We start from the raw sequence: 23,498 nt of genomic DNA, 5'->3' as shown, positions 1-23,498 counted from the left end.
CTTATCTCCGCCGCTCGCCCAACGCTTACTGGATGTTGACGTCGACGCTCGCCGGGAGGTCGATGCGCATGAGCGCGTCAACCGTCTTCGGCGTGGGGTCGAGGATGTCGATCAGACGCTTGTGCGTGCGCATCTCGAAGTGCTCGCGCGAGTCCTTGTACTTGTGCGGCGAGCGGATCACGCAGTAAACGTTCTTCTCGGTGGGCAGCGGCACCGGCCCGACAACACGGGCGCCGGTGCGAGTGACCGTCTCAACGATCTTGCGCGCCGAGGTGTCGATCGCCTCGTGGTCGTAGGCCTTGAGCCGGATGCGGATCTTTTGTCCCGCCATGGTGGCTGCTCGTTCCTTGTCGTCTCGTGCCGTTAATCTCATCAAAATCCCCGTCGAAGAGGGGATTTCTGCAGTTCAACGGCCCTGTCCCCGGTCCACGCGGTCGGGCGTGTCGCGCCCGACGCACAGACGGATCCCGCGGGATCGTTGTCTTGCCTGGTCTTCCTCAACGTGAGGGGGTCGTTCATTGGGCTTGCGCCGTAAACTTCCCTTGCCCGCCGCTCAGAGAGCTACGCGGACCATGGCTTCTCGTGAAGGAGCGGCCGGAACCTGAAACAGGTTCGGCCGCCCCTTCGACGAGCAACCCGAATAGTGTCGCACATGTGATTTGACGGCCAAGAGCCGGGGTGGGTATAAGCCCGCTCCCCGGCTCCTGGCGTTAAATCACTTGACGATTTCGGTGACCTGACCCGCACCCACGGTGCGGCCACCCTCACGGATGGCGAAGCGCAGGTTCACGTCCATGGCGACCGGCTGGATCAGCGCGACGGTGATGTCGGTGTTGTCACCCGGCATGACCATCTCGGTGCCCTCGGGAAGCGTCACAACACCGGTGACGTCCGTCGTGCGGAAGTAGAACTGCGGACGGTAGTTGTTGAAGAACGGGGTGTGACGGCCACCCTCGTCCTTCGACAGGATGTAGACCGAAGCCTTGAAGTCGGTGTGCGGGGTGGTGGTACCCGGCTTCACGACGACCTGGCCGCGCTCGACGTCCTCGCGCTTGATACCGCGGACGAGGAGGCCGACGTTGTCGCCCGCCTGGCCCTGGTCGAGCAGCTTGCGGAACATCTCGACACCGGTGACAGTCGTCTTCGTCGACTTCTCCTTGATGCCGACGATCTCGACCTCTTCGTTGACGTTGATCTGGCCGCGCTCGATGCGACCGGTCACCACGGTGCCACGACCGGTGATGGTGAACACGTCTTCGATCGGCATCAGGAACGGCTTGTCGAGCTCACGCACCGGGTCCGGCACGTTCTCGTCGACGGCTTCCATCAGCTCGAGGACCGTCTGGCCCCACTTCTCGTCACCCTCGAGAGCCTTGAGGCCCGAGACCTTGACGACCGGAGCGTCGTCACCAGGGAAGTCCTGGGAGGACAGCAGCTCGCGGACCTCGAGCTCGACGAGCTCCAGGATCTCGTCGTCGTCGACCATGTCGGCCTTGTTCAGCGCGACGACGATGTAGGGCACGCCGACCTGCTTCGCGAGCAGCACGTGCTCACGGGTCTGCGGCATCGGGCCGTCGGTGGCGGCCACGACCAGGATCGCACCGTCCATCTGGGCGGCACCGGTGATCATGTTCTTGATGTAGTCAGCGTGACCGGGGGCGTCCACGTGGGCGTAGTGACGCTTCTCGGTCTGGTACTCGACGTGCGAGATATTGATCGTGATGCCGCGCTGCTTCTCTTCCGGCGCGTTGTCGATCTGGTCGAACGCCGAAGCGGTGTTCAGCTCGGGGTACTTGTCGTGCAGAACCTTGGTGATCGCCGCGGTCAGAGTGGTCTTACCGTGGTCGACGTGACCAATGGTCCCGATGTTGACGTGCGGCTTGGTCCGCTCGAATTTCGCCTTCGCCACTGGAATGTCCTCCTGGACTGTTTTGCTTAATTCACCGGCCAACGTGGCTGTCGGACGGAGACTGTTGTCTATCTGGTGCTGCGGACGTTCAGGAGTAGTACCTCAATGCCCGCGTGCGGCCGGGAACTATTCCCCAGTCGCCTTCGCGATGATTTCCTTCGCGACGTTCGCGGGAACCTCGGCGTAGGAGTCGAACACCATGGAGTAGTTCGCACGACCCTGGGTACGGGACCGCAGGTCGCCTACGTAACCGAACATCTCCGACAGCGGGACCAGTGCCTTGACGACACGGGTGCCCGCGCGCTCCTCCATGGCCTGGATCTGGCCACGGCGGGAGTTCAGGTCGCCGATCACGTCGCCCATGTAGTCCTCGGGCGTGGTGACCTCGACCGCCATGAGCGGCTCCAGGATGACGGGGCCCGCCTTCTTGGCGGCTTCCTTCATCGCCATGGAGCCGGCGACCTTGAAGGCCATTTCCGAGGAGTCGACCTCGTGGTAGGCACCGTCGAGCAGGGTGAACTTCAGCCCCACCAGCGGGTAGCCCGCCAGCACGCCGTACTGCATGGCGTCCTGGGCACCGGCGTCGACCGACGGGATGTACTCACGCGGAACGCGGCCACCGGTGACCTTGTTCTCGAACTCGTACAGCGCGCCATCGGTGGTCTCGAGCGGCTCGAGCTTGACGATGACCTTCGCGAACTGACCCGAACCACCGGTCTGCTTCTTGTGCACGTAGTCGAGCTTCTCGACCGTCTTGCGCACCGTCTCGCGGTAGGCGACCTGCGGCTTACCGATGTTCGCCTCGACCTTGTAGTCGGACTTCATCCGGTTCACCAGCACCTCGAGGTGCAGCTCACCCATACCGGCGATGATCGTCTGGCCGGTCTCCTCGTCCAGGTTGACCTGGAACGTGGGGTCCTCTTCGGCCAGCTTCTGGATCGCCAGCGACAGCTTCTCCTGGTCGGCCTTGGTCTTCGGCTCGATCGCGACGCGGATGACCGGCGCCGGGAACGTCATCGACTCGAGGACGATCGGGTTCTGCGGGTCGGCCAGGGTGTCACCGGTCGTGGTGTCCTTGAGGCCCTGCACGGCGTAGATGTGCCCTGCCTGGCCCTCTTCGACCGGGTTCTCCTTGTTGGAGTGCATCTGGAACAGGCCGCCGATGCGCTCCTTGCGCTCCTTGGTCGCGTTGACGACCTGGGAGCCCTTGGCGATCTTGCCCGAGTAGACCCGGATGTAGGTCAGCTTGCCGAAGAACGGGTGCGCGGCGATCTTGAACGCCAGCGCCGCGAACGGCTCATCGGTGTTCGGCTGGCGCAGCTGGGTCTCGCCGTTGGGGAGGATGCCCTCCACCGCGGGGACGTCGAGCGGCGACGGCAGGTAGTCGATGACCGCGTCGAGCATGGGCTGGACGCCCTTGTTCTTGAACGCGGAACCGGTCAGGACCGGGTAGGCCTCGCGGGCGATGGTGAGCTTGCGGATGCCGGCCTTGATCTCGGCCTCCGTCAGCTCCTCGCCACCGAGGAACTTCTCCATCAGGTCGTCGTCGGTCTCGGCGATGGCCTCGACCAGCTTCTCCCGGTACTCGGCCGCCAGCTCGGCGAGATCCGCGGGGATCTCCTCGATGCTGTAGTCCTCGCCCTTCTGGACCTCGCCACGCCAGGTCAGCGCCTTCATGCGGACCAGGTCGACGACGCCCTCGAAGGCGTTCTCGGCACCGATCGGCAGCTGGATGACCAGCGGCTTGGCGCCGAGACGCTCGACGATGGTCTTCACGGTGTAGTAGAAGTCCGCACCGAGCTTGTCCATCTTGTTGACGAAGCAGATACGAGGAACCTCGTACTTGTCGGCCTGACGCCAGACCTGCTCCGACTGCGGCTCGACGCCCTCCTTGCCGTCGAAGACGGCGACGGCGCCATCGAGCACCCGCAGGGACCGCTCCACCTCGACGGTGAAGTCGACGTGCCCGGGGGTGTCGATGATGTTGATCTGGTGGTCGGCCCAGAAGGTGGTGGTGGCAGCCGAGGTGATGGTGATACCCCGCTTCTGCTCCTCCTCCATCCAGTCCATCGTCGCGGCGCCGTCGTGGACTTCGCCGATCTTGTAGTTGACCCCGGTGTAGAACAGGATCCGCTCAGTGGTTGTGGTCTTACCGGCGTCGATGTGCGCCATGATGCCGATGTTGCGGACCTTGTTCAGGTCGGTCAGCACGTCACGTGCCACGAGAGTGTTCCCCTGTTCTCAAACTTGGGGCCCGGCGATGTCCCGGGCGGTTGTTACCAGCGGTAGTGCGCGAAGGCCTTGTTGGACTCGGCCATCTTGTGGGTGTCCTCGCGGCGCTTGACGCTGGCCCCGAGGCCGTTGCTCGCATCGAGCAGCTCGTTCTGCAGACGCTCGATCATCGTCTTCTCGCGGCGGGCCTGCGAGAAGGACACCAGCCAACGCAGCGCAAGGGTGGTCGAGCGGCCGGGCTTGACCTCGATCGGCACCTGGTAGGTGGCGCCACCGACGCGGCGGCTCTTCACCTCGATGGTGGGCTTCACGTTGTCGAGGGCGCGCTTCAGCGTGACGACCGGGTCGGTGCCGGTCTTCTCGCGAGCACCTTCGAGAGCGCCGTACACGATGCGCTCGGCGAGGGACCGCTTGCCGTCCTTCAGCACCTTGTTCACCAGCTGGGTGACCAGCGGGGATGCGTAGACGGGGTCAGAGATCAGCGGCCGCTTCGGGGCCGGACCCTTGCGGGGCATTAGCTCTTCTCCTTCTTCGCGCCGTACCGGCTGCGCGCCTGCTTACGGTTCTTAACACCCTGGGTGTCGAGAGAACCGCGGATGATCTTGTAACGGACACCCGGAAGGTCCTTCACACGACCACCACGCACGAGCACCATCGAGTGCTCCTGCAGGTTGTGTCCCTCGCCGGGGATGTAGGCGGTGACCTCGATGCCGCTGGTCAGCTTCACACGAGCGACCTTGCGAAGCGCCGAGTTCGGCTTCTTGGGGGTCGTGGTGTACACGCGAGTGCACACGCCACGCCGCTGCGGGCTCCCCTTGAGGGCCGCGGTCTTCTGCTTGGCAGCCTTGTCCTGGCGGCCCTTACGGACCAGCTGCTGGATCGTGGGCAATGGACCAGCTTTCTGTTCGCGATCTTGCTTTGTTCGTAGTCTCACCGGCCCCCGCGGTCGGGCGTGTCGGCCCGCGTCACGGTCTGGCGACCGGTAACTTCCCGAAGGGATTTTCCGTCGAACCCCGCTTCGCCAGGGCGTTCGACGGGATGCGTTCAGCAGCCTGCCGATGCCGATAGGCACGCAGAGCGGCCCGACACCTGCCGGGCACGGTCTCCAAAGATACCCGCCGCGGTTCGGCACTCCCCATCGGGGGTGGTTTCCACCGTCTCAGCAGGCCTCGAACACCACGAGAGCCGCTCCGCGGGCCGGTCGACGGCCCCGCATGCGACCCCCATACCAACACCTACCGACCGGTACCTATTCCCGCCAGCCCGGCACCGGCCCCTTGAAAGCCCGAAAGCCACTTTCGTCAGATGCGATCTGACGAAAGTGGCTTTCGGGCTTTCAAGACCTGCCAAGAGTGGCTTTCGGGCTTCAGGGACCTACCCAGCCCGAGCGGGCCCCTGACCAGGCCCTGACCTCATCGGACTCGAAGGCGCCCTGGCGCCTGAGAGTCTTCACGGTGCGCGCCTCTCTTCGCGGCCGCCAGGCCGCCCGGATTCGCGACGCCAGGGCGGAGCCCTGTCGGCGCGAATCCGGAAGCGCGCATGAAAAGAGTCAGTCCTCGTCGGGCTTGGCGTGGTCCGCGCGGCCCGGGTGGGGGTCGCGGGACAGGTCGATCAACGGATGCCTGGGGGCCCCGTCCGGCGCGGCGTGTGAGCCGCGCTTCTCCTCGGCCTGGCCTTCGCCCTGCCGTTCTTCGGCGCTACTCATAACGCCCTCCCTCGCCTCTCGCGATTCCCCTTGCGCCGAATCACGCTACCTACTCGGAACCACGATGGACACCGTCACCCCCTGCGAGAACACTCACGGTATCCCCGCGAACCGGTCGTTCACCCGGGTAAGTGACTGTTGGCCAAGAACCCACGGTCCCCAGTGGACGCGAAAACGGCTGGACAGCGCGGAGACGATGGCCGGTATGACGATGTGGACGATCACCCCGGCCCCGATCGACGACATCGACGTGACGCTGGTCATGCGTGACTACATGGTCGAGATCGCCAGCCGCTATTACGGCAGGCCGGTGACGGACGACGAGCTCGAGGCCTCGCTGGCCGTGGCCCCGCTGACCGGGCTCGAGCCGCCGACCGGCGTGTTCCTGCTGGCCAGGAACAACGGCAAGATCGCGGGCTGTGTCGGTGTCCGCGTCGTCACGCCCGGCTTGGCCGAGCTGACCAAGATGTTCGTCCAGCCCCACTCGCGCCGCGAAGGCGGCGGCTCCCAGCTGCTGGCGGCCGCCGAGGACGCCGCGCGGGCGCTCGGCGCGACGACGATCCGGTTGGACACCCGCTCCGACCTGACCGAAGCCCGCGCGATGTACGCCAGGCACGGCTACACCGAAACCCCGCCCCACAACGCCGACCAGTACGCCGAGCACTGGTTTCGGAAATCCCTCATCTGAGCTACCCCGCCCGCGCTCAGGAAGGGGCGAGCTTCCCGGCACACGAAGCCACTTCTCCCTTGTGCGTCAGCACGACCGTGCCGTTGATCGAGACCTTGCACTCCACCTGCCCGCTCCCCTGCCCCAGCACCTGAACGCTGGGCGGCGCGCCGGAATCGGCCCACGTGAGTTCCTTGCGCCACGGCAGCTGGACGTTGAGTTCCTGGTGCACCAGCCCTCGGCCGTTCTCGTCGTAGACCACGGTCGCGGTGCCCTCGCCGCCGAGTTCATAGACGACGGCGTACTTTCCCTTGCCCTGCTGGGGTTTCGGCTGCGGCTGCGGTGCTTGTTGCTCGACCACCTGTGGCGCCGGCGCGGCGCTCGGCTCCCCGACCACTTGGACGGCGGCGGGCTGTGGCGGCGCCTCGTCCCGTCCGGTCAGCAACAGGAAGCCGCCGACGAGCAAACCCAGCACGACCACACCGATACCCAGCCTGACGAACACCATGCTCGAATTATTCGGCGCGCCGGGTATTACCGGAAGACCATTCCCAGGAAATGGAATCACCCGGTCGGTGCTTGTCTTTTCTGCCATGCTCTTTCCGGTAGGTTTTCCCACTTTGAAGAAAGGGCCGATTCATGAAGAAGACCCTCGCCCGTTCGATCGCCGCCTGCGCGCTCACCGGGGTCGCGCTGCTCGGCGCGGGCGCGCCCGCGTTCGCCGACGGACCCACGGTCGTCGACGAGCCGGACACCAGCCAGCTCAACAACATCTGGACGTTCGCGCCGCTCGGCGTCCCGGTGCTCGGCCTGATCCAGGCGCTGCAGAACGTCCCCGGGCGCCTGCTGCCCTCCTAAGGCACACGAAAACCGCTCTCGCACCGGCCCGTGCGAGAGCGGTTTTTTGTTGTTGCTTAAGAGATCGGCGTGATGATGCCGAAGACCGGCTTGAGCAGCTCGGTCGGCAGCTGCACGGCGGGGCCGAGCAGCGCGCCGACGTCGAGACCCGGCAGCAGCCAGATCGACGGTGCGTCCTGCGCGGTCACCTCGGCGGCGCTGGCGACGCCGCCCGCGAGGCCGGACAGTCCGGCCGCGATGGCGAGCGGGAGCAGCACACGGGCCGCGATTCGCTTCATTTTCTATTCTCCTTATCGTGGGGTTAACGGAGGACGTTGCTCACCGGCACAATGGTTCCGTTCGGCACCCATTGACCGGCGTAATCGCGATTCATCACCATTCCGGGAGCATGCGGCTCATTCGGATACATGGGCATCGCGTTGACCTGAGCGGCGGCGAACATCTGCACTTCGCCTCGCGCGGTCTGGTTCTGGCCGCCGAGCCAGCTGTGGAAGCCGGCGACCGTCGGGCTTTCGCCGCCGAACGCGTTGTGCACGGCGACGGCGTAGGTCACCGCCAGCTGTTCGCGGGGATCGAAGCGAAGCGGCAGCGAGGAGCTCGCGACCGAGTTCACGATCGGCCCGTTGAACAGCCACGGCGCGAGATAGAGGCCGTACTGGTGGGTGGGCTTGAGCCGCTGGGACTCGGCGGCCCGAGTCATCGCGACGTAGCCGTCCGCCCAGCCGGCGGTGACCAAGAGTGCGGTGTTCGGACCGGCGTCGGGCTGCACCGGGAGGCCGGACTTGGCCGCGGTGTCGCGCACGACCTTGGCCGCGGCGATCCCGCGTGGCGACTTGTCCTCCACCAGCGTGATCCCGGACGGCTTGCGGCCCGCCAGGAAGTTGACCAGCTTGACGAGCGCGTCACTGTCCTCGGCGGACAGGCCGTCGGCCGGGCAGCTCGTGAGCACGTCGCTCCGGTTCGCGATGAGCCCGCCGAACGCGGCGCCCGCGCACTCGGGCGCGTCGGCGTCGCTGATCACCGGCCCCGCGTCCTGACCGGCGTCGACCTCGATCGTCGTCTCGCGGTCACCCTTGCGGATGACCAGGTCGGAGCGGCCTTGCGGCAGATCGACGTCGGCCCAGATCCCCTCGGCGCCGGGCCGAGGGAAGGCCTTGCCGATCAGGCCACCCTGGACGCCGACCGACACGTCGTCGCCCGCGCTCGCCGGGAGGTGCACGATGTTGCGGCCCGGCCGTTGCGGGCTGACCAGCACCGGCGAACCCTCGGCGTGCGCCAGCAGCGGGACGCCGGGAATCGGGAGCGGCACGGGCTGCGGGACCGCGGCGAGCGCGCTCCACGCGACGAACCCGAGCGCGACGCCCGCGACGCCGTAGCGGTAGACGCGGCTTTCGCCGTGTTTGAGCAGGAACCCGGCCGCAGTGGTGACCGCGATGGGCAGCACGATGATCACGATGAGCGCCACGCCGAAGAGCGTTCCGTAGAGCCTGCGGTCGAACCCGATGCCGGAGAGCGCGAGCTGGACGACGCCCGCGAGCACGAGCAGCCCGCCGATGGTCAGCGAAAGCGGACCTCGGCGGAAGTTGGTGGTGCGCCATTCGGCGCCGGAGAGCAGGGTGACGCCGAACCAGATCGCCGCGCCCGCGACGTAAACGGTGTCGACGGCGAAGTCGATGCCCGAAGCGCCGAGCGAGGTCTCGAGCACGACCAAGACGATGAGCGCGACGGAAGCCCAGCGTCCCGCCGATGGCCGGCGCAGCAGCACCGGCACCGCCAGTGCGAGTACGACGTGCACCACGAGCGCGAGCACGTTCACGTCGACCGTCAGCGCGGAGACCACGGCCAGCGCGGCGGACAGCACGCCGAGCGCACCGACGGTGATCCAGACCTTGCGGCTCAGCTCCCCGACCAGCGGCCGCAACAGCCCGGTGCCCGCGAGGAACGCGGTGGCCAGCAACAAGACCAGCCGCAGCAGCAACGCCGCGATGTCCACAGTGGACGAGCCGGTCGCCACCACATCATGGTGATCCATCGGGAGCCTTTCCCTGGGGTTGATGGGATAAAGCGGGCTTTACGCCGCAGCGGGATAAAGCCCGCTTTATCCCGGTCACTACTTGAGGTCCGCGTCCGCCACGACGAAGAGTTCGCTGTGCGGCTTGGCGTTGCCGAAGTCCCCGTGCGGCCAGGACTTGCGGTTGAAGTTGATCCCGACCTGGCCGGTGAACTCGTCACGGAAGTTCTGGTCGACCGAGATCTTCCCGTCCTCGCCCAGGTTCAGCAGGTTGACCTTGTGGTCACCGTCCAAACCGGACCTCGCGACGAAGTAGTTCGAAACCGCGAGGTGCTGCGGCTTGTCGGTCTCGTGGTAGAAACCGTCTTCGCCGAGCACGAAGTTGTCGTACGCGCCCCAGTGCGGGCCCGCACCCGGGGTGCCGGGGTTGATCGGCGCCGCGCCGACGACGAACGGGAGGTCGTCCCCGCCGCCCTGCTGCGCCTTCTCCTTGCTGTCGATCCGGCCCTTGAAGTTCGTGCCCGCGGCCACGAGCTTCTGGATGTCCAGCACGTAGACGCCACCGGTGGTGCCGGGGTCGTCAGGGCCGAGCGCGCCCTTCTGGCGGCCCTGGATGGCCCGGTAGAGGTACTTGTCGTCCGGGCTGGTCTGGATCCAGCCACCGTTGGAGCTGCCACCGTTGGAGTCGTTGTTCGGGTAGATCGCCTTGTTCGCGGCACCGTCGTCGAACACCTCGGTCCAGTGCGGCTCGGCCGCGGTGATGTCCGGCGTGTAGAACACCGCGCCGCCCTGCATGGTCTGGGCGAACGCGCCCTTGTGACCAGGCAGGTTGGTCACCGTGGTCTCCATGACCGCACGACTCTCGGCGTGCAGCGGGTCGGCAGGGTCGGCACGCGGGCCGTCCTGCAGGTACGAGACCGCCCTGAGCTTCGGGTGGTTGCGGTCGGAGATGTCCCAGGTCCGCACGGTCGGGCGGCGCAGGTACGGCGACGGCTGCTTGACCGGGTCGAGGATGATGTTCCTCGGCTCGGCGTAGTCGCTGGTCACCAGCGTGTTGAGGTCCTCACGGGCCTGGATGCCGTGCGGGTTGGCGCAGGTCGCGTTGCCCAGCTGCGGGAGGTTGTCGCACAGCTTCTTGTTGTCGCCCTGCGGGGTCGCCGCCGGTGACTGCGAGAGCACGTTCGCGTTCTGGTCGAAGCGGACGACCTCGCCGGGGCTGCCCGCGAAGCCGTTGCCGAGCACGAGCTGCCCGTTCTCGTAGATGTACGGGCCTGGCACGACCGGGCCGCCCATGTACGTGCCGTACGCGGTGCCGTCCTTCAGCACCCAGTAGGCGTCGGGGACCGAGCCGCCGAGCGTCGACGTCGGCAGGCTGACGCCCTTCAGCCGCAGCTGCGGCAGCGCCGAGACGTCGAAGGCGTACGTCGCCGCGGCGAACAGCGCGCCGGCGTAGATCGTGTCGCCCTTGTGCCACACGTACTGCATGTGGTGCGGCTCGTTCTCGACGAGCGGGCCGACCGTGGCCGTGTTGACGACCTTGCCGTACGTCGGCGAACCCTGCGTCGCGTCGATGACGGCCAGGAAATCGGGGCCAGGCAAGGCATTCTTGAGCTTGTTAAGGCCGCCGCCGAGCGAACCCGGCAGGTTCTTGATGTCCTTGACGAGCGTGTCGGCGATGTTCTCGTCGCCAGCCCAGACGAGCAGCCACTTCTTCTTGGTGCCACCGGCCGCCGAGGTCGTCGCCGCGGCGACGTCCTTCTTGACCAGGTGGTTCTGCACCCAGTACTGCTTGCCGTCGGACGCCGTCTTGGCGTCGGTCAGCACCTGGACGTCGGCGTAGGCACTGGTATTCGACCCCGTGTAAGTGACGGCGCTGACGGCGAGTGCCGCCGCCATGGCGCCTATCGCCACTTTTCGCCACTTGGGCGAGCTGGATAGCATTCTTACTCCCTGTTTCTTTCGAAAGGCGCCAGGAATAGGCACACCTCTCCCCCGATTTCGGGCACGGGGGAAAGCGCGAGGTGCCACGGCGAACCGTTGGCACGTAAAGGAAACCCGTCAGCCGGTGCGGCGAGGGCGACTAAGAGAGAGGAATCAGAAAGTCATACAGAGCGCGCTGGCCTGGTGGCACAGATCGACGTGGCGACGCCAGACCAGTGAGGCGAAAGCGGACATGTGCGAAATACTCGTGTGGTCGGATGTAAGTGTCAATCTTGTGATCAAAGAATGAGACGCCACCCAGTGCGGTGACTTTCCCACTGACTGGACGCATTTGCGCGGGTTCGCTACGCCGAACGGGTTAGTACTTCCCAGTATGTGCGATCCGCTTGGTCTAGACCGTTACGTCGAGTCAACCAGGCCCCGTTGGGCCACCTGAGGCGTTATGCTTTTGTGATGAGAATTGGGGAACTTGGCCGCCGAATCGGCGCTCTGGTACTGACCTTGGGATTCGGCTTGACAGCCGCGCCGGCATCGGCATCACCGCTGCCGACCGGTTTCGTCCATCTGCGCGACATAGATCCGACGATCATCCAGGAGATGCGCTACGCGGGTCAGCACAACTTCGTCGGCCGCCGGGTCGACGGCTACCTGCGCCCGACCTGCATCCTGACCCGCCCGGCGGCGCTCGCGCTGCACGAGGCGCAGAAGCGCGTGCTGCGCCAGGGTTACAGCCTCAAGGTCTACGACTGTTACCGGCCGCAGCGCGCGGTCGACCACTTCGTCCGCTGGGCCAAGGACCTGGCCGACGAGAAGATGAAGCCCGAGTTCTACCCCCGCGTCGAGAAGTCACGTCTCTTCGAAGACGGCTACATCGCCGAGAAGTCCGGCCACTCGCGAGGCAGCACTCTCGACCTCACGCTCGTGAAGCTCCCGCCGCGCTGGCAGCGCCCGTACATCCCCGGCGAGCCGCTGCGGTCCTGCTTCACCGAGAGCCGCTTCCCCGACAACATGGTCGACATGGGCACCGGCTTCGACTGCTTCGACACGCTGGCGCACACCGACGACCCGCGCATCACCGGTCAGGCCAGGATCAACCGCGACATCCTGCGCGACGCACTGGTCGGCTTCAAGAACCTGCCAGAGGAGTGGTGGCACTACACACTCGTCGGCGAGCCCTACCCGGCCACGTTCTTCGACTTCCCCGTGAAGTAACGGGATAAAGCGGGCTTTACGCCACTTCGGCGTAAAGCCCGCTTTATCCCGGTCGTCAGAGCTTCGAGCCGCACTCGTTGCAGAAGATCGCGCCGGGCTTGTTGCCCTCGTTGCCGCAGCCACCGCATTTCGCGATGGGCGCCAGCGAGCCTCCACACGACGAGCAGAACTTGCCGCCGTCGGCCTTCGACCCGCACGACGGGCAGCTGACCTTGGCGCGGGTGTCGAGATCGATGCCCGAGGTCCAGTCCTTCTCGCGGGCCTTCTCCCAGATCTGGTCGCGCTGCGCGGACGCCTGCGCGCGCGAGACCTCCTCCGCGACGCTCGGCGAGCACCGCAGGCACTGGCCGATCTCGTCGTTCCAGCACTGGGTCGAGCACATCCAGTCACTACACCCGCGGCACTGCCGGAAGCTCGGCGTGATCTCCTCGACCGCGGCGCGCAACGCCTTGTCCTTGGCGGCCGAGTTGGTCGCCTGGTTGTAGCGCCAGCGATCCGCGGCGTAGCTGAGATCCTGGACCTTGCCGCCGAACAGCGAGCCGATACTGCGCAGCACGCCACGCCCGGTCTCGATCGCGTCGCGCCGGAAGGCCGAGCGGTAGCCGTTTCCGCAGCGCTCGCACCGGAATTCGAACTGGTATCCCTCGGAGTTCGAGAGATCGGAGAAGTTGTCCGTGAACGGAACCGCGTCTGTCACGGCGCGAAGTTATGTTCGCCCGCGCATGGGTCGCCACGGCAGAACTACCCACATTCGACCCGTTCCACCTCGCGAAACGCCGGAACGCAGGTGAGCAGCGCGAGCGCGAGGACAGCGAGTGTCCCACCGGCTACGGAGACCAGAACAAACCCGCCCCCGACGTAGAGCTGCCCCGCCGAAAGACTCGCGATCGCCGACGCGCCCCACACCAAGGCGTCCACCGAACCCTGCACCTTCACGCGTTCGTCGACGGGCAGGTCCCGGCTCAACAGGCTGCTCCCGCCGACAAAGCAGAGGTTCCACCCGTACCCGAGCAGGAAGAGCGCGAACGGCAACCCGGTCGTATGCGCGGTCGGCGCCGCGATGGCGGTCGCCGTGGCCAGCGCCAGCGCACCCAGCCCGGCCGCGATGGTCACCCGCCCACCGAACCGGTCCGCGATCCGCCCCGACAGCGGCGCCAGCGCGAACATCCCGATCATGTGCGCGCTCACCACCCAGCCGACCACGTCCAGCCCATGGTCGTGATCCTGGATCTGCAGCGGCGTCATCACCATGACGGCGACCATCACCAGCTGCGCGACGATCATCGCCAGCAACGGCCGCAGCACCACCGGCCGCCGCAACACCGTCCTGATCTCGACCTGCGCGGCCGCTTGGGTCGCGCCGTCGACCCTCGGCAACGTCACCGACGCGACCCAAGCGGCCCCGGCGGCCACCCCGGTCACCACGAGCGGCCCCGACAACGCCGGCAACCCCAGCCACCCAGCCATCCGCGCGGCAGGCGCGATCAGCGAGGGCCCGGCCAGCGCACCGACCGTCCCGCCCCAGACCACAGTGGACAGTGCGAACCCCCGCCGCTCCGGCGGGTACAGATCCGCTGCCAGGTAACGGGAAAGCTGTGCGCCACCCTGCCCGATCCCCAGCAGCAGAATCCCCGCGACCAGCGTGACGAGCGAACTCATGACCGCCCCGGCGAACGCCACCACGGCCCCGAGGCTCGCCAGCGCGTACCCGAGCGACAACGCGAACCGGCGCCCCACCCTGGCGAGCACGAACCCGGACGCGAACGCCCCCAGCGCGGTCCCGAGCACACTCGCGGTACTCGGCACCCCACTCCACCCAGGCCCGTTCGCCTTCGCGACGATCAACGTCGCGGTGGTCGTCGCCCCGGCCATGCCGGTGTTCATCAGCGCGACACACGCGAACAAGGTGACCATCGACCGCGTGCGCACCGGGTTCCCCATGGTTACCGATGCTAAGCAACCGAAGCGGGCCTCCACACCTCCGAAGGACTCGTGAGTGGTACGGCCGGTTCTAACCGGCCGGAACACTCACGACCCCTTCTAGGCTGCCTCGCCAGTGTCAGGGGTGTGATGCGGCTTGGGCGAGGGCCTACTTCGCTCGGATCCGGGGGTGAGGGCTCCCTCGTACCTGGGCTCCGTACCTGGGTGAGCGCCGTTTGCGTCGTTCAACGCTGCAAATCGCACTCACCCCGTCCCGAACGCCCCCTCAGTCACTGGACAAGCAGGTTGACTGTGCGGGTTTTGAGGCGTTCAACGACGCATTTCCACCACAGCCACCCCGGACGTGGCCGAGCGCACGAGACGCCACCTTTGACTTTCTGCCCAATAACCGGCCGGAACACTCACGACCCCTGGCTGGCCACCCATGCTTCCTCGGGCCCGGCGAACGCGAGCGTGCTGTCGCCCGCGTACAGCCGGTAGCCCTCGGCTGGCCAACGCCAATCCGCCGCAGGCAACGTCCGAAGCGGCGCCAAGATCTCCCGCACCTCGGAGAGCCCGAAAACGTTGGCCGCGTTGGCCGAGCCCATGATCGCCTCGAAGACCGCGACGTGCAGCAGAAACGTCGACAGCGGCACGCCCGTCGGCTGCCAGGGCACGCCGACCGCGTTTTCGCGATCGTGGACAGGCGGATCGTCACCGACCGGATCGACGGCCCACGCCCAGACGCCCTGGTTCTCCAGCCAGAAGACCAACTTCCCGTCCTCGAGCCGCGGTGTTTTCAACACGACGTTCTGTGTGTCGTCCAACGCCGTCCAACAGGAGGTCAGCTCGAACCACTCACGCAGGGGCCGCGGCAAGTCGTGCTCGACGACGGCACGTTCCCGGTCCGCCGGGCCGTGCCAACGCGAGAGGAATCGCTCCAAGCTGTCCGGGCCGACCTCGAAAAGCTCACGCACGAGCCCAGTCTTCCAGCGGTCGAGGCGTACCCGGATGGACGGCACGCGTGCACAGACGGACGACACGCGTACCTGGATGGACGACACGGCCCCCAAAGGAAAAGCCCCCGACCAAGGGAGGTCGGGGGCTTTTCGCGGGACTACTCGGCTTAGCGGAAGTCGCGGCCGAAGTCGTAGTCGTCCAGCGGCACCGCGGCACCGGTACCCGTACCGAACACGTCCGGGGTGTAGTAGCCGTCGTCGTAGGACGGGATCGCGTAAGCGGCGACCCGCGCCTCCTCGGTCGGCTGGACCTGGATGTTGCGGTACTTGTTGATGCCCGTACCGGCCGGGATCAGCTTACCGATGATCACGTTCTCCTTGAGGCCGACGAGCTTGTCCGAGCGGCCGTTGATGGCCGCGTCGGTCAGGACTCGGGTGGTCTCCTGGAACGACGCCGCCGACAGCCACGAGTCCGTGGTCAGCGAGGCCTTCGTGATACCCATCAGCACCGGACGACCCGAAGCGGGCTCGCCACCTTCGGCGACCGCGGCGCGGTTCGTCGCCTCGAACTTGGTCCGCTCGGGCAGCTCGCCCGGGAGGAAGTCCGTGGCACCGGAGTCGATGATCGTGACCCGGCGGAGCATCTGCCGGACGATGACCTCGATGTGCTTGTCGTGGATCGACACACCCTGCGCCCGGTACACCTTCTGGACCTCGTCCACCAGGTGCATCTGCGCCTCGCGGGGACCCATGACACGCAGGACCTCGTGCGGGTCCGGGGTGCCTTCGAGCAGCTGCTGGCCGACCGAGACGTGGTCGCCGTCGCCCAGCGGGCCGTTCGGGGTGTTCGCGAGCCGCTGACGCTTGGACAGCTTGTCGAAGATGATCTCTTCGCCGCCGTCGTCCGGGATCAGCGTGATCTTCCAGAACCGCTCGCTCTCCTCGATGCGCACGCGGCCATCGACGTCGGCGATCGGCGCCTTGCCCTTCGGCACGCGAGCCTCGAAAAGCTCGGTGACACGGGGAAGACCGGTCGTGATGTCGTCACCGGCGACACCACCCTGGTGGAACGTACGCATCGTCAGCTGCGTGCCGGGCTCACCGATCGACTGGGCCGCGACGATACCCACGGCCTCGCCGACGTCGACGAGCTGACCGGTCGCCATCGAGCGGCCGTAGCAGGTCGCGCAGATACCGACGACCGACTCACAGGTCAGCACCGAGCGGACCTTGACGCGCGCGATGCCGCTGGAGAGCAGCTTCTCGATCGCCGGGTCGCCCAGGTCGTCGCCCGCGTTCAGCACCACGTTGCCGTTGGCGTCAACGGCGTCGGTGGCCAGGTTGCGGGCGTAGATGCTGGTCTCGATGTGCTGGTCGCGCAGGACGCGGCCGTCGGACTGCAGGTCGCCGACCTTCATCTGGATACCGCGGGTGGTGCCGCAGTTGGTCTCGCGGACGATGACGTCCTGCGAGACGTCGACCAGACGACGGGTCAGGTAACCCGAGTCGGCGGTACGGAGCGCCGTGTCCGCCAGACCCTTACGGGCACCGTGCGTCGCGATGAAGTACTCCGCCACCGACAGGCCTTCACGGAAGTTGGCCTTGATCGGACGCGGGATGTACTCACCCTTCGGGTTCGACACCAGGCCACGCATACCGGCCAGCGACCGGATCTGCGTCATGTTGCCCGCCGCGCCCGACTTCACGATGATCGAGATCGGGTTGTCGGCCGGCAGGGCCGTCTCCATGATCCCGGCGACCTCTTCGGTGGCCTGGGTCCAGACCTTGACGAGCTCGTTGTTGCGCTCGGCGTGCGAGAGCTGACCGCGCTGGTAGCGCTTCTCGACCTGGTCGGCCTTGCCTTCGTACTCGTCGAGGATGGCCTTCTTGCCCTCCGGGACGAGCACGTCGGAAATGGCGACCGTGACGCCCGAGCGGGTCGCCCAGTAGAAACCGGCGTCCTTCAGGCGGTCGAGGGTGTGCGCGACCTGGGTCATCGAGTAGCGCTCGGCGAGGTCGTTCACGATCACGGCCTGACGCTTCTTCGGCATCAGCTCGTTGATGAACGGGTAGTCCGCCGGGAGCAGCTCGTTGAACAGCACGCGGCCCAGGGTGGTCTCGGCCAGCCAAGGCTGACCGGGAGCCCAGCCGTTCTCGGCGAGCTTGGCCTCGTCGGCCTTCGCGGGCTGACGGTCCTTGATCCGGATCTTGATCGGAGCGTGGAGGCCGATCGCCTTGCGGTCGAACGCCATGATGGCCTCGGCGGGCGACGAGAACGCCTTGCCTGCGCCCTCGGCGTCCTCGACGAGCCGGGTCAGGTGGAACAGACCGGTCACCATGTCCAGACGCGGCATGGCGAGCGGGCGGCCCGACGCGGGCGACAGGATGTTGTTCGCCGAGAGCATCAGGATGCGGGCCTCGGACTGCGCCTCCGCCGACAGCGGGAGGTGCACGGCCATCTGGTCACCGTCGAAGTCCGCGTTGAACGCCTCACAGACCAGCGGGTGCAGCTGGATGGCCTTGCCTTCGACCAGCTGCGGCTCGAAGGCCTGGATACCGAGGCGGTGCAGGGTCGGCGCACGGTTCAGCATCACCGGGTGGCCGGTGATGACCTCTTCGAGCACGTCCCACACCTGCGGGCGCGAGCGCTCCACCATCCGCTTGGCGGACTTGATGTTCTGCGCGTGGTTCAGGTCGACCAGCCGCTTCATGACGAACGGCTTGAACAGCTCGAGCGCCATGTCCTTCGGCAGACCGCACTGGTGCAGCTTCAGCTGCGGGCCGACGATGATGACCGAACGGCCGGAGTAGTCGACACGCTTGCCGAGCAGGTTCTGGCGGAACCGGCCCTGCTTACCCTTGAGCAGGTCGGACAGCGACTTCAGCGGGCGGTTACCGGGACCGGTGACCGGGCGGCCGCGGCGGCCGTTGTCGAACAGCGCGTCGACGGCCTCCTGCAGCATCCGCTTCTCGTTGTTGACGATGATCTCGGGCGCGCCGAGGTCGATCAGCCGCTTGAGGCGGTTGTTGCGGTTGATCACGCGGCGGTACAGGTCGTTCAGGTCCGAGGTGGCGAACCGGCCACCGTCGAGCTGGACCATCGGACGCAGGTCCGGCGGGATCACCGGGACGGCGTCGAGCACCATGCCACGCGGGTCGTTGCCGGTGGCCTGGAACGCGGCGACGACCTTGAGCCGCTTCAGCGCGCGGAGCTTCTTCTGCCCCTTGCCGTTGCGGATGGTGTCGCGCAGGCTCTCGGCCTCCGCGGCGACGTCGAACTCCGCGGCCAGCTTCTGGATGGCCTCGGCGCCCATGCCGCCGGTGAAGTACTCGCCGTACCGGTCGATGAGCTCGCGGTAGAGCAGCTCGTCGGCGATCAGCTGGCGGGTGTCGAGCTTGGTGAAGGTCGTCCAGACCTCCTCGAGACGGTCCAGCTCGCGACCGGCGCGGTCACGCAGCTGACGCATCTCGCGCTCGCCGCCCTCCTTGACCTTGCGGCGGACGTCGGACTTGGCGCCCTCGGCCTCCAGCTCGGCGAGGTCGGCCTCGAGCTTCTGCGCGCGGGCCTCGATGTCCGCGTCACGCTTGGTTTCGAGGTTCTTGCGCTCGACGCCGATCTCGTTCTCGAGGGTCGGCAGGTCGTTGTGGCGCAGCTCGGTGTTCACGCCGGTGATGACGTAAGCAGCGAAGTAGATGATCTTCTCGAGGTCCTTGGGCGCGAGGTCGAGCAGGTAGCCCAGTCGCGAAGGAACACCCTTGAAGTACCAGATGTGGGTGACGGGAGCGGCCAGCTCGATGTGGCCCATCCGCTCACGGCGCACCTTGGCGCGAGTGACCTCGACGCCACAGCGCTCGCAGATGATGCCCTTGAAGCGGACACGCTTGTACTTACCGCAGTAGCACTCCCAGTCACGGGTCGGACCGAAGATCTTCTCGCAGAAGAGCCCGTCCTTCTCCGGCTTGAGCGTGCGGTAGTTGATGGTTTCCGGCTTCTTCACTTCACCGAAGGACCACTGGCGGATGTCGTCAGCGGTGGCAAGACCGATCCGGAGCTCATCGAAGAAATTGACGTCCAGCACGTCTTTGCATCCCCTTGGGGTTGATTCGACTAGAGGGGTTGGCGGCCGAGGCGGGAGCCCCTTTCAGAGCTCCCGCCTCCGCGCTGATCAGTGCACGACGTCGTCCACCGAGGGCGACTCGTTGCGGGACAGGTTGATGCCCAGGTTCGCGGCGGCACGCTCGAGGTCTTCGTCGTCGGAGTCACGCATCTCGATCGACGAGCCGTCGCTGGAGAGCACCTCGACGTTGAGGCACAGCGACTGGAGCTCCTTCAGGAGCACCTTGAACGACTCCGGGATGCCCGGCTCGGGGATGTTCTCCCCCTTGACGATGGCTTCGTAGACCTTGACGCGGCCGACCACGTCGTCCGACTTGATCGTCAGCAGCTCCTGCAGCGTGTAGGCGGCGCCGTACGCCTGCATCGCCCAGCACTCCATCTCACCGAAGCGCTGGCCACCGAACTGCGCCTTACCACCGAGCGGCTGCTGGGTGATCATCGAGTACGGACCGGTGGAGCGGGCGTGGATCTTGTCGTCGACCAGGTGGTGCAGCTTCAGGATGTACATGTAGCCGACCGAGACCGGGTACGGGAACGGCTCGCCGGAACGCCCGTCGAGCAGCGTCGCCTTGCCGTTCTCCTTGACCATGCGCTCGCCGTCGCGGTTCGGCTTGGTGACGCCGAGCAGCCCGGTGAGCTCCTCTTCCTTGGCGCCGTCGAACACCGGGGTGGCGGTGTTCGTGCCGGGGTCGACGTCGTAGAGCTCCTGGTTGAGGTTCTTCGCCCAGTCGGGCTGGCCCTCGATCTTCCACCCCTGCGACGCCAGCCAGCCGAGGTGCAGTTCCAGCACCTGGCCGATGTTCATACGACGCGGGACACCGTGGGTGTTCAGGATGATGTCGACCGGGGTGCCGTCCTCCATGAACGGCATGTCCTCGGCGGGCAGGATCTTGCCGATGACACCCTTGTTGCCGTGACGGCCCGCGAGCTTGTCACCCGGCTGGATCTTCCGCTTCTGGGCCACGTACACGCGGACCAGCTCGTTGACGCCAGGGGGCAGCTCGTCGTCGTCCTCGCGCGAGAACACGCGGATGCCGATGACCTTGCCGGTCTCGCCGTGCGGCACCTTCAGCGAGGTGTCGCGGACCTCACGGGCCTTCTCACCGAAGATCGCGCGGAGCAGGCGCTCCTCCGGGGTCAGCTCGGTCTCGCCCTTGGGCGTGACCTTGCCGACCAGGATGTCGCCGTCGCGGACCTCGGCGCCGATCCGGATGATGCCGCGCTCGTCGAGGTCGGCGAGCACCTCCTCGGAGACGTTCGGGATGTCCCGGGTGATCTCCTCGGCGCCCAGCTTGGTGTCGCGGGCGTCGATCTCGTGCTCCTCGATGTGGATCGACGTGAGCACGTCGTCCTGCACCAGGCGCTCCGAGAGGATGATCGCGTCCTCGTAGTTGTGGCCCTCCCACGGCATGACCGCGACGAGCAGGTTCTTGCCGAGCGCCATCTCACCGTTCTCGGTGGACGGGCCGTCGGCGATGACCTGACCCTGCTCGACCCGGTCGCCCTCGCTGACGATCGGGCGGTGGTTGAAGCAGGTGCCGTGGTTGGAGCGGCGGAACTTGTACAGTCCGTAGCTCTTCCGGGTGCCGTCGTCGTGCATGATCGTCACGAGGTCGGCGGAGAGCTCCTCCACCACACCGGCCTGCTCGGCGACCAGCACGTCACCGGCGTCGACCGCGGCGCGGAGCTCCACGCCGGTGCCGACCAGCGGCGCCTGGTTGCGCAGCAGGGGCACGGCCTGGCGCTGCATGTTCGCGCCCATCAGCGCGCGGTTCGCGTCGTCGTGCTCGAGGAACGGGATCATCGCCGTCGCGACCGACACCATCTGGCGCGGCGAGACGTCCATGTAGTCCACGTCCATCGGGTCGATCAGCTCGACCTCGCCGCCCTTCTTACGGACGAGCACGCGGGGCTCGACGAAGTGACCGTCGTCGGTGATCGGCGCGTTGGCCTGCGCCTTCACGAAGCGGTCTTCCTCGTCCGCGGTGAGGTAGTCGACCTGGTCGGTGACCTGGCCGTCGACGACCTTGCGGTACGGGGTCTCGATGAAGCCGAACGGGTTGACCCGCGCGTAGGAGCAGAGCGAGCCGATCAGGCCGATGTTCGGGCCTTCCGGGGTCTCGATCGGGCACATGCGGCCGTAGTGCGACGGGTGGACGTCACGGACCTCCATGCCGGCGCGCTCACGGGACAGACCACCGGGGCCGAGCGCCGAGAGGCGGCGCTTGTGGGTCAGGCCCGACAGCGGGTTGTTCTGGTCCATGAACTGCGACAGCTGGGAGGTTCCGAAGAACTCCTTGATCGCGGCCACGACGGGACGGATGTTGATCAGCGTCTGCGGCGTGATCGCCTCGACGTCCTGGGTCGTCATGCGCTCACGCACGACGCGCTCCATGCGGGACAGGCCGACCCGGATCTGGTTCTGGATCAGCTCGCCGACGGTGCGCAGGCGGCGGTTGCCGAAGTGGTCGATGTCGTCGACCTCGACCGGGATCTCCTGGCCGTTGATCGTCATCTTGTCCTCGCCGGCGTGCAGCCGGACCAGGTACTCGATGGTGGTGACGATGTCCTCTTCGGTCAGCGTGCCCGTGTCGTACGGGCTGACCTGGCCCAGCTTCTTGTTGACCTTGTACCGGCCGACCTTCGCGAGGTCGTAGCGCTTGGTCTTGAAGAACAGGTTCTCCAGGAGGGTCTGCGCGCTCTCCTTGGTGGGGGGTTCGCCCGGACGCAGCTTGCGGTAGATGTCGAGCAGCGCCTCGTCGGTGCCGGCGGTGTGGTCCTTCTCGAGGGTGGCCATCAGCGTCTCCGAGAAGGAGAAGCGCTCACGGATCGCCTCGGTCGTCCAGCCCAGCGCCTTCAGCAGCACGGTGACCGGCTGGCGGCGCTTGCGGTCGATACGGACACCGACGGTGTCGCGCTTGTCGACGTCGAACTCGAGCCAGGCACCCCGGCTCGGGATCACCTTGACGGAGAAGACGTCCTTGTCGGTCGTCTTGTCGACGGCGGTGTCGAAGTACACACCGGGCGAGCGAACCAGCTGCGAGACGACGACACGCTCGGTGCCGTTGATCACGAAGGTGCCCTTGTCGGTCATCACCGGGAAGTCACCCATGAAGACCGTCTGGCTCTTGATCTCGCCAGTGTTGTTGTTCACGAACTCGGCGGTGACGAACAGCGGTGCCGCGTACGTCATGTCCTTGTCCTTGCACTCCTCGACGGAGGCCTTGACCTCGTCGAAGCGCGGGTCGGAGAAGGACAGGGACATGGAACCGGAGAAGTCCTCGATCGGGGAGATCTCGTTGAGGACTTCTTCGAGACCGCCGACGGGGTTCTCTTCACCTTCCTCGACGCGGCGTTCGAACCACGCCTCGTCGCCGGTGAACCATTCGAATGAACGGATCTGCACGTCAAGCAGGTTGGGGGTGCTCAGGGGCTCGCGGATCTTCGCGAACGAGACCCGCTTGGGTGCTCCTGGAATTCCCGTTGACGCCGTAGCCGTGGTGGTCGCAGCAGTGGCCTGGTTCGCGGGAGAGACTGCCAAGATGCGTCCTTCCGGGGACAAATGTGCGGTGAGCAGCCGCGATAGCAACAGCTATAACGGACTGTCAAGGGTGCCGTGTGCCCACTACTCTAACTACCGGCTCCGGGCAGCCTGAAAGAGGGCAGCGCAAAGAAGCAGTCTAGCCCGTAAGACGCACTCTGTCCAGGGGGCGCTCCCGATGGGGCCCAGCCTTGTCCGTGTCGTCTTCAGGTATGCCTCCGCAGCTCGTCCCTCCCGCAAGGGCTCGCTGTTGTCAGTAAGCGTGAACCCAGCGGGCGTTCCAGTCAAGATGCCACGCCTCCATCCGACCGGTTGGCTCAGCGTCTTACCGGAGTTCGCTCTGCGTGACCAGGGGTTCGGCGGGTCCCAGCAGGCGGTGCTTGCGCAGCTCACGAGAAGGATGGACCCCCCGTTGACGCCGGGCTC

General features: G+C 66.5%; 18 protein-coding genes. 3 read left to right on the top strand and 15 right to left on the bottom strand.

From position 1 onward, the window contains the following. Positions 1 to 25: 25 nt before the first annotated feature. The 6 genes from rpsJ to BLV57_RS43435 all read right to left on the bottom strand — a co-directional run bounded on the left by rpsJ (position 26) and on the right by BLV57_RS43435 (position 5,846). Entirely contained in the window at positions 26 to 331 is a 306-nt protein-coding gene (gene rpsJ / locus BLV57_RS27625; RefSeq protein ID WP_003102098.1) for a 30S ribosomal protein S10, read from the bottom strand. Positions 332 to 715: 384 nt separating this feature from the next. Next, positions 716 to 1,909: an elongation factor Tu gene (tuf, locus tag BLV57_RS27620; protein WP_091293606.1), complete on the bottom strand. Its 1,194-nt coding sequence runs from the start codon at positions 1,907 to 1,909 to the stop codon at positions 716 to 718. A gap of 126 nt (positions 1,910 to 2,035) precedes the next feature. Beyond that, the gene (gene fusA, locus BLV57_RS27615) at positions 2,036 to 4,132 is read right to left on the bottom strand and encodes an elongation factor G (RefSeq protein WP_091293604.1); all 2,097 of its coding nucleotides are present in this window, start codon (positions 4,130 to 4,132) and stop codon (positions 2,036 to 2,038) included. 53 nt (positions 4,133 to 4,185) lie between these two features. Further along, positions 4,186 to 4,656, bottom strand: a complete 471-nt coding sequence (gene rpsG / locus BLV57_RS27610; RefSeq protein WP_007031033.1) for a 30S ribosomal protein S7 — start codon at positions 4,654 to 4,656, stop codon at positions 4,186 to 4,188. Continuing rightward, positions 4,656 to 5,030 carry a 30S ribosomal protein S12 gene (gene rpsL, locus BLV57_RS27605; RefSeq protein WP_003102113.1) on the bottom strand — a complete coding sequence of 125 codons (375 nt, stop codon included), beginning with the start codon at positions 5,028 to 5,030 and terminating at the stop codon, positions 4,656 to 4,658. The genes rpsG and rpsL overlap by 1 nt, the downstream gene beginning before the upstream one ends. A 660-nt stretch (positions 5,031 to 5,690) precedes the next feature. Then, positions 5,691 to 5,846, bottom strand: coding sequence for a hypothetical protein (locus BLV57_RS43435; RefSeq protein WP_091293602.1), 156 nt, complete (start codon positions 5,844 to 5,846; stop codon positions 5,691 to 5,693). A 205-nt stretch (positions 5,847 to 6,051) separates the two neighbouring features. On the opposite strand from BLV57_RS43435, the gene BLV57_RS27595 reads away from it, so the two are divergent. Then, positions 6,052 to 6,534, top strand: a complete 483-nt coding sequence (locus BLV57_RS27595) for a GNAT family N-acetyltransferase (RefSeq protein WP_218134892.1) — start codon at positions 6,052 to 6,054, stop codon at positions 6,532 to 6,534. A gap of 16 nt (positions 6,535 to 6,550) precedes the next feature. Here BLV57_RS27595 and BLV57_RS27590 read toward each other — a convergent pair whose 3' ends face one another. Beyond that, the gene (locus BLV57_RS27590) at positions 6,551 to 7,021 is read right to left on the bottom strand and encodes a hypothetical protein (RefSeq protein ID WP_091293599.1); all 471 of its coding nucleotides are present in this window, start codon (positions 7,019 to 7,021) and stop codon (positions 6,551 to 6,553) included. 131 nt (positions 7,022 to 7,152) lie between these two features. Here BLV57_RS27590 and BLV57_RS27585 point away from each other — a divergent pair, with 131 nt between their 5' ends. Beyond that, a complete protein-coding gene (locus BLV57_RS27585) occupies positions 7,153 to 7,371 on the top strand; it encodes a hypothetical protein (protein ID WP_091293597.1) in 219 nt (72 codons plus the stop codon). Positions 7,372 to 7,427: 56 nt separating this feature from the next. Here BLV57_RS27585 and BLV57_RS27580 read toward each other — a convergent pair whose 3' ends face one another. The 3 genes from BLV57_RS27580 to BLV57_RS27570 all read right to left on the bottom strand — a co-directional run bounded on the left by BLV57_RS27580 (position 7,428) and on the right by BLV57_RS27570 (position 11,278). Beyond that, positions 7,428 to 7,649 (bottom strand): hypothetical protein, encoded by a 222-nt coding sequence (locus BLV57_RS27580; RefSeq protein ID WP_091293595.1) that lies wholly within the window; start codon positions 7,647 to 7,649, stop codon positions 7,428 to 7,430. 23 nt (positions 7,650 to 7,672) lie between these two features. After that, on the bottom strand, positions 7,673 to 9,403 hold the full coding sequence (locus BLV57_RS27575; RefSeq protein WP_091293594.1) for a hypothetical protein: 1,731 nt from the start codon (positions 9,401 to 9,403) through the stop codon (positions 7,673 to 7,675). A gap of 78 nt (positions 9,404 to 9,481) precedes the next feature. Beyond that, the gene (locus BLV57_RS27570) at positions 9,482 to 11,278 is read right to left on the bottom strand and encodes a hypothetical protein (protein WP_091293592.1); all 1,797 of its coding nucleotides are present in this window, start codon (positions 11,276 to 11,278) and stop codon (positions 9,482 to 9,484) included. A 498-nt stretch (positions 11,279 to 11,776) separates the two neighbouring features. On the opposite strand from BLV57_RS27570, the gene BLV57_RS27565 reads away from it, so the two are divergent. Then, positions 11,777 to 12,535, top strand: coding sequence for a M15 family metallopeptidase (locus tag BLV57_RS27565; protein ID WP_091293590.1), 759 nt, complete (start codon positions 11,777 to 11,779; stop codon positions 12,533 to 12,535). 55 nt (positions 12,536 to 12,590) lie between these two features. On the opposite strand, the gene BLV57_RS27560 is transcribed toward BLV57_RS27565, so the two are convergent. The 5 genes from BLV57_RS27560 to rpoB form a co-directional block, all read right to left on the bottom strand. Next, on the bottom strand, positions 12,591 to 13,232 hold the full coding sequence (locus tag BLV57_RS27560; protein ID WP_091293589.1) for a zinc ribbon domain-containing protein: 642 nt from the start codon (positions 13,230 to 13,232) through the stop codon (positions 12,591 to 12,593). Positions 13,233 to 13,276: 44 nt separating this feature from the next. Then, positions 13,277 to 14,476 (bottom strand): MFS transporter, encoded by a 1,200-nt coding sequence (locus BLV57_RS27555; RefSeq protein ID WP_091293587.1) that lies wholly within the window; start codon positions 14,474 to 14,476, stop codon positions 13,277 to 13,279. 401 nt (positions 14,477 to 14,877) lie between these two features. Next, positions 14,878 to 15,432, bottom strand: a complete 555-nt coding sequence (locus BLV57_RS27550) for a hypothetical protein (RefSeq protein WP_143047164.1) — start codon at positions 15,430 to 15,432, stop codon at positions 14,878 to 14,880. Between the two features lie 149 nt (positions 15,433 to 15,581). After that, positions 15,582 to 19,493: a DNA-directed RNA polymerase subunit beta' gene (locus tag BLV57_RS27545; RefSeq protein WP_091293584.1), complete on the bottom strand. Its 3,912-nt coding sequence runs from the start codon at positions 19,491 to 19,493 to the stop codon at positions 15,582 to 15,584. An 87-nt stretch (positions 19,494 to 19,580) separates the two neighbouring features. After that, positions 19,581 to 23,072 carry a DNA-directed RNA polymerase subunit beta gene (rpoB, locus tag BLV57_RS27540; RefSeq protein ID WP_091293582.1) on the bottom strand — a complete coding sequence of 1,164 codons (3,492 nt, stop codon included), beginning with the start codon at positions 23,070 to 23,072 and terminating at the stop codon, positions 19,581 to 19,583. Between the last annotated feature and the right edge of the window lie 426 nt (positions 23,073 to 23,498).

It is taken from the genome of Amycolatopsis xylanica, from assembly GCF_900107045.1.
Classification (GTDB): domain Bacteria; phylum Actinomycetota; class Actinomycetes; order Mycobacteriales; family Pseudonocardiaceae; genus Amycolatopsis; species Amycolatopsis xylanica.
The sequence above is the reverse complement of the archived record's forward strand: the minus strand, read 5'-3'. Positions and strand labels throughout refer to the sequence as shown.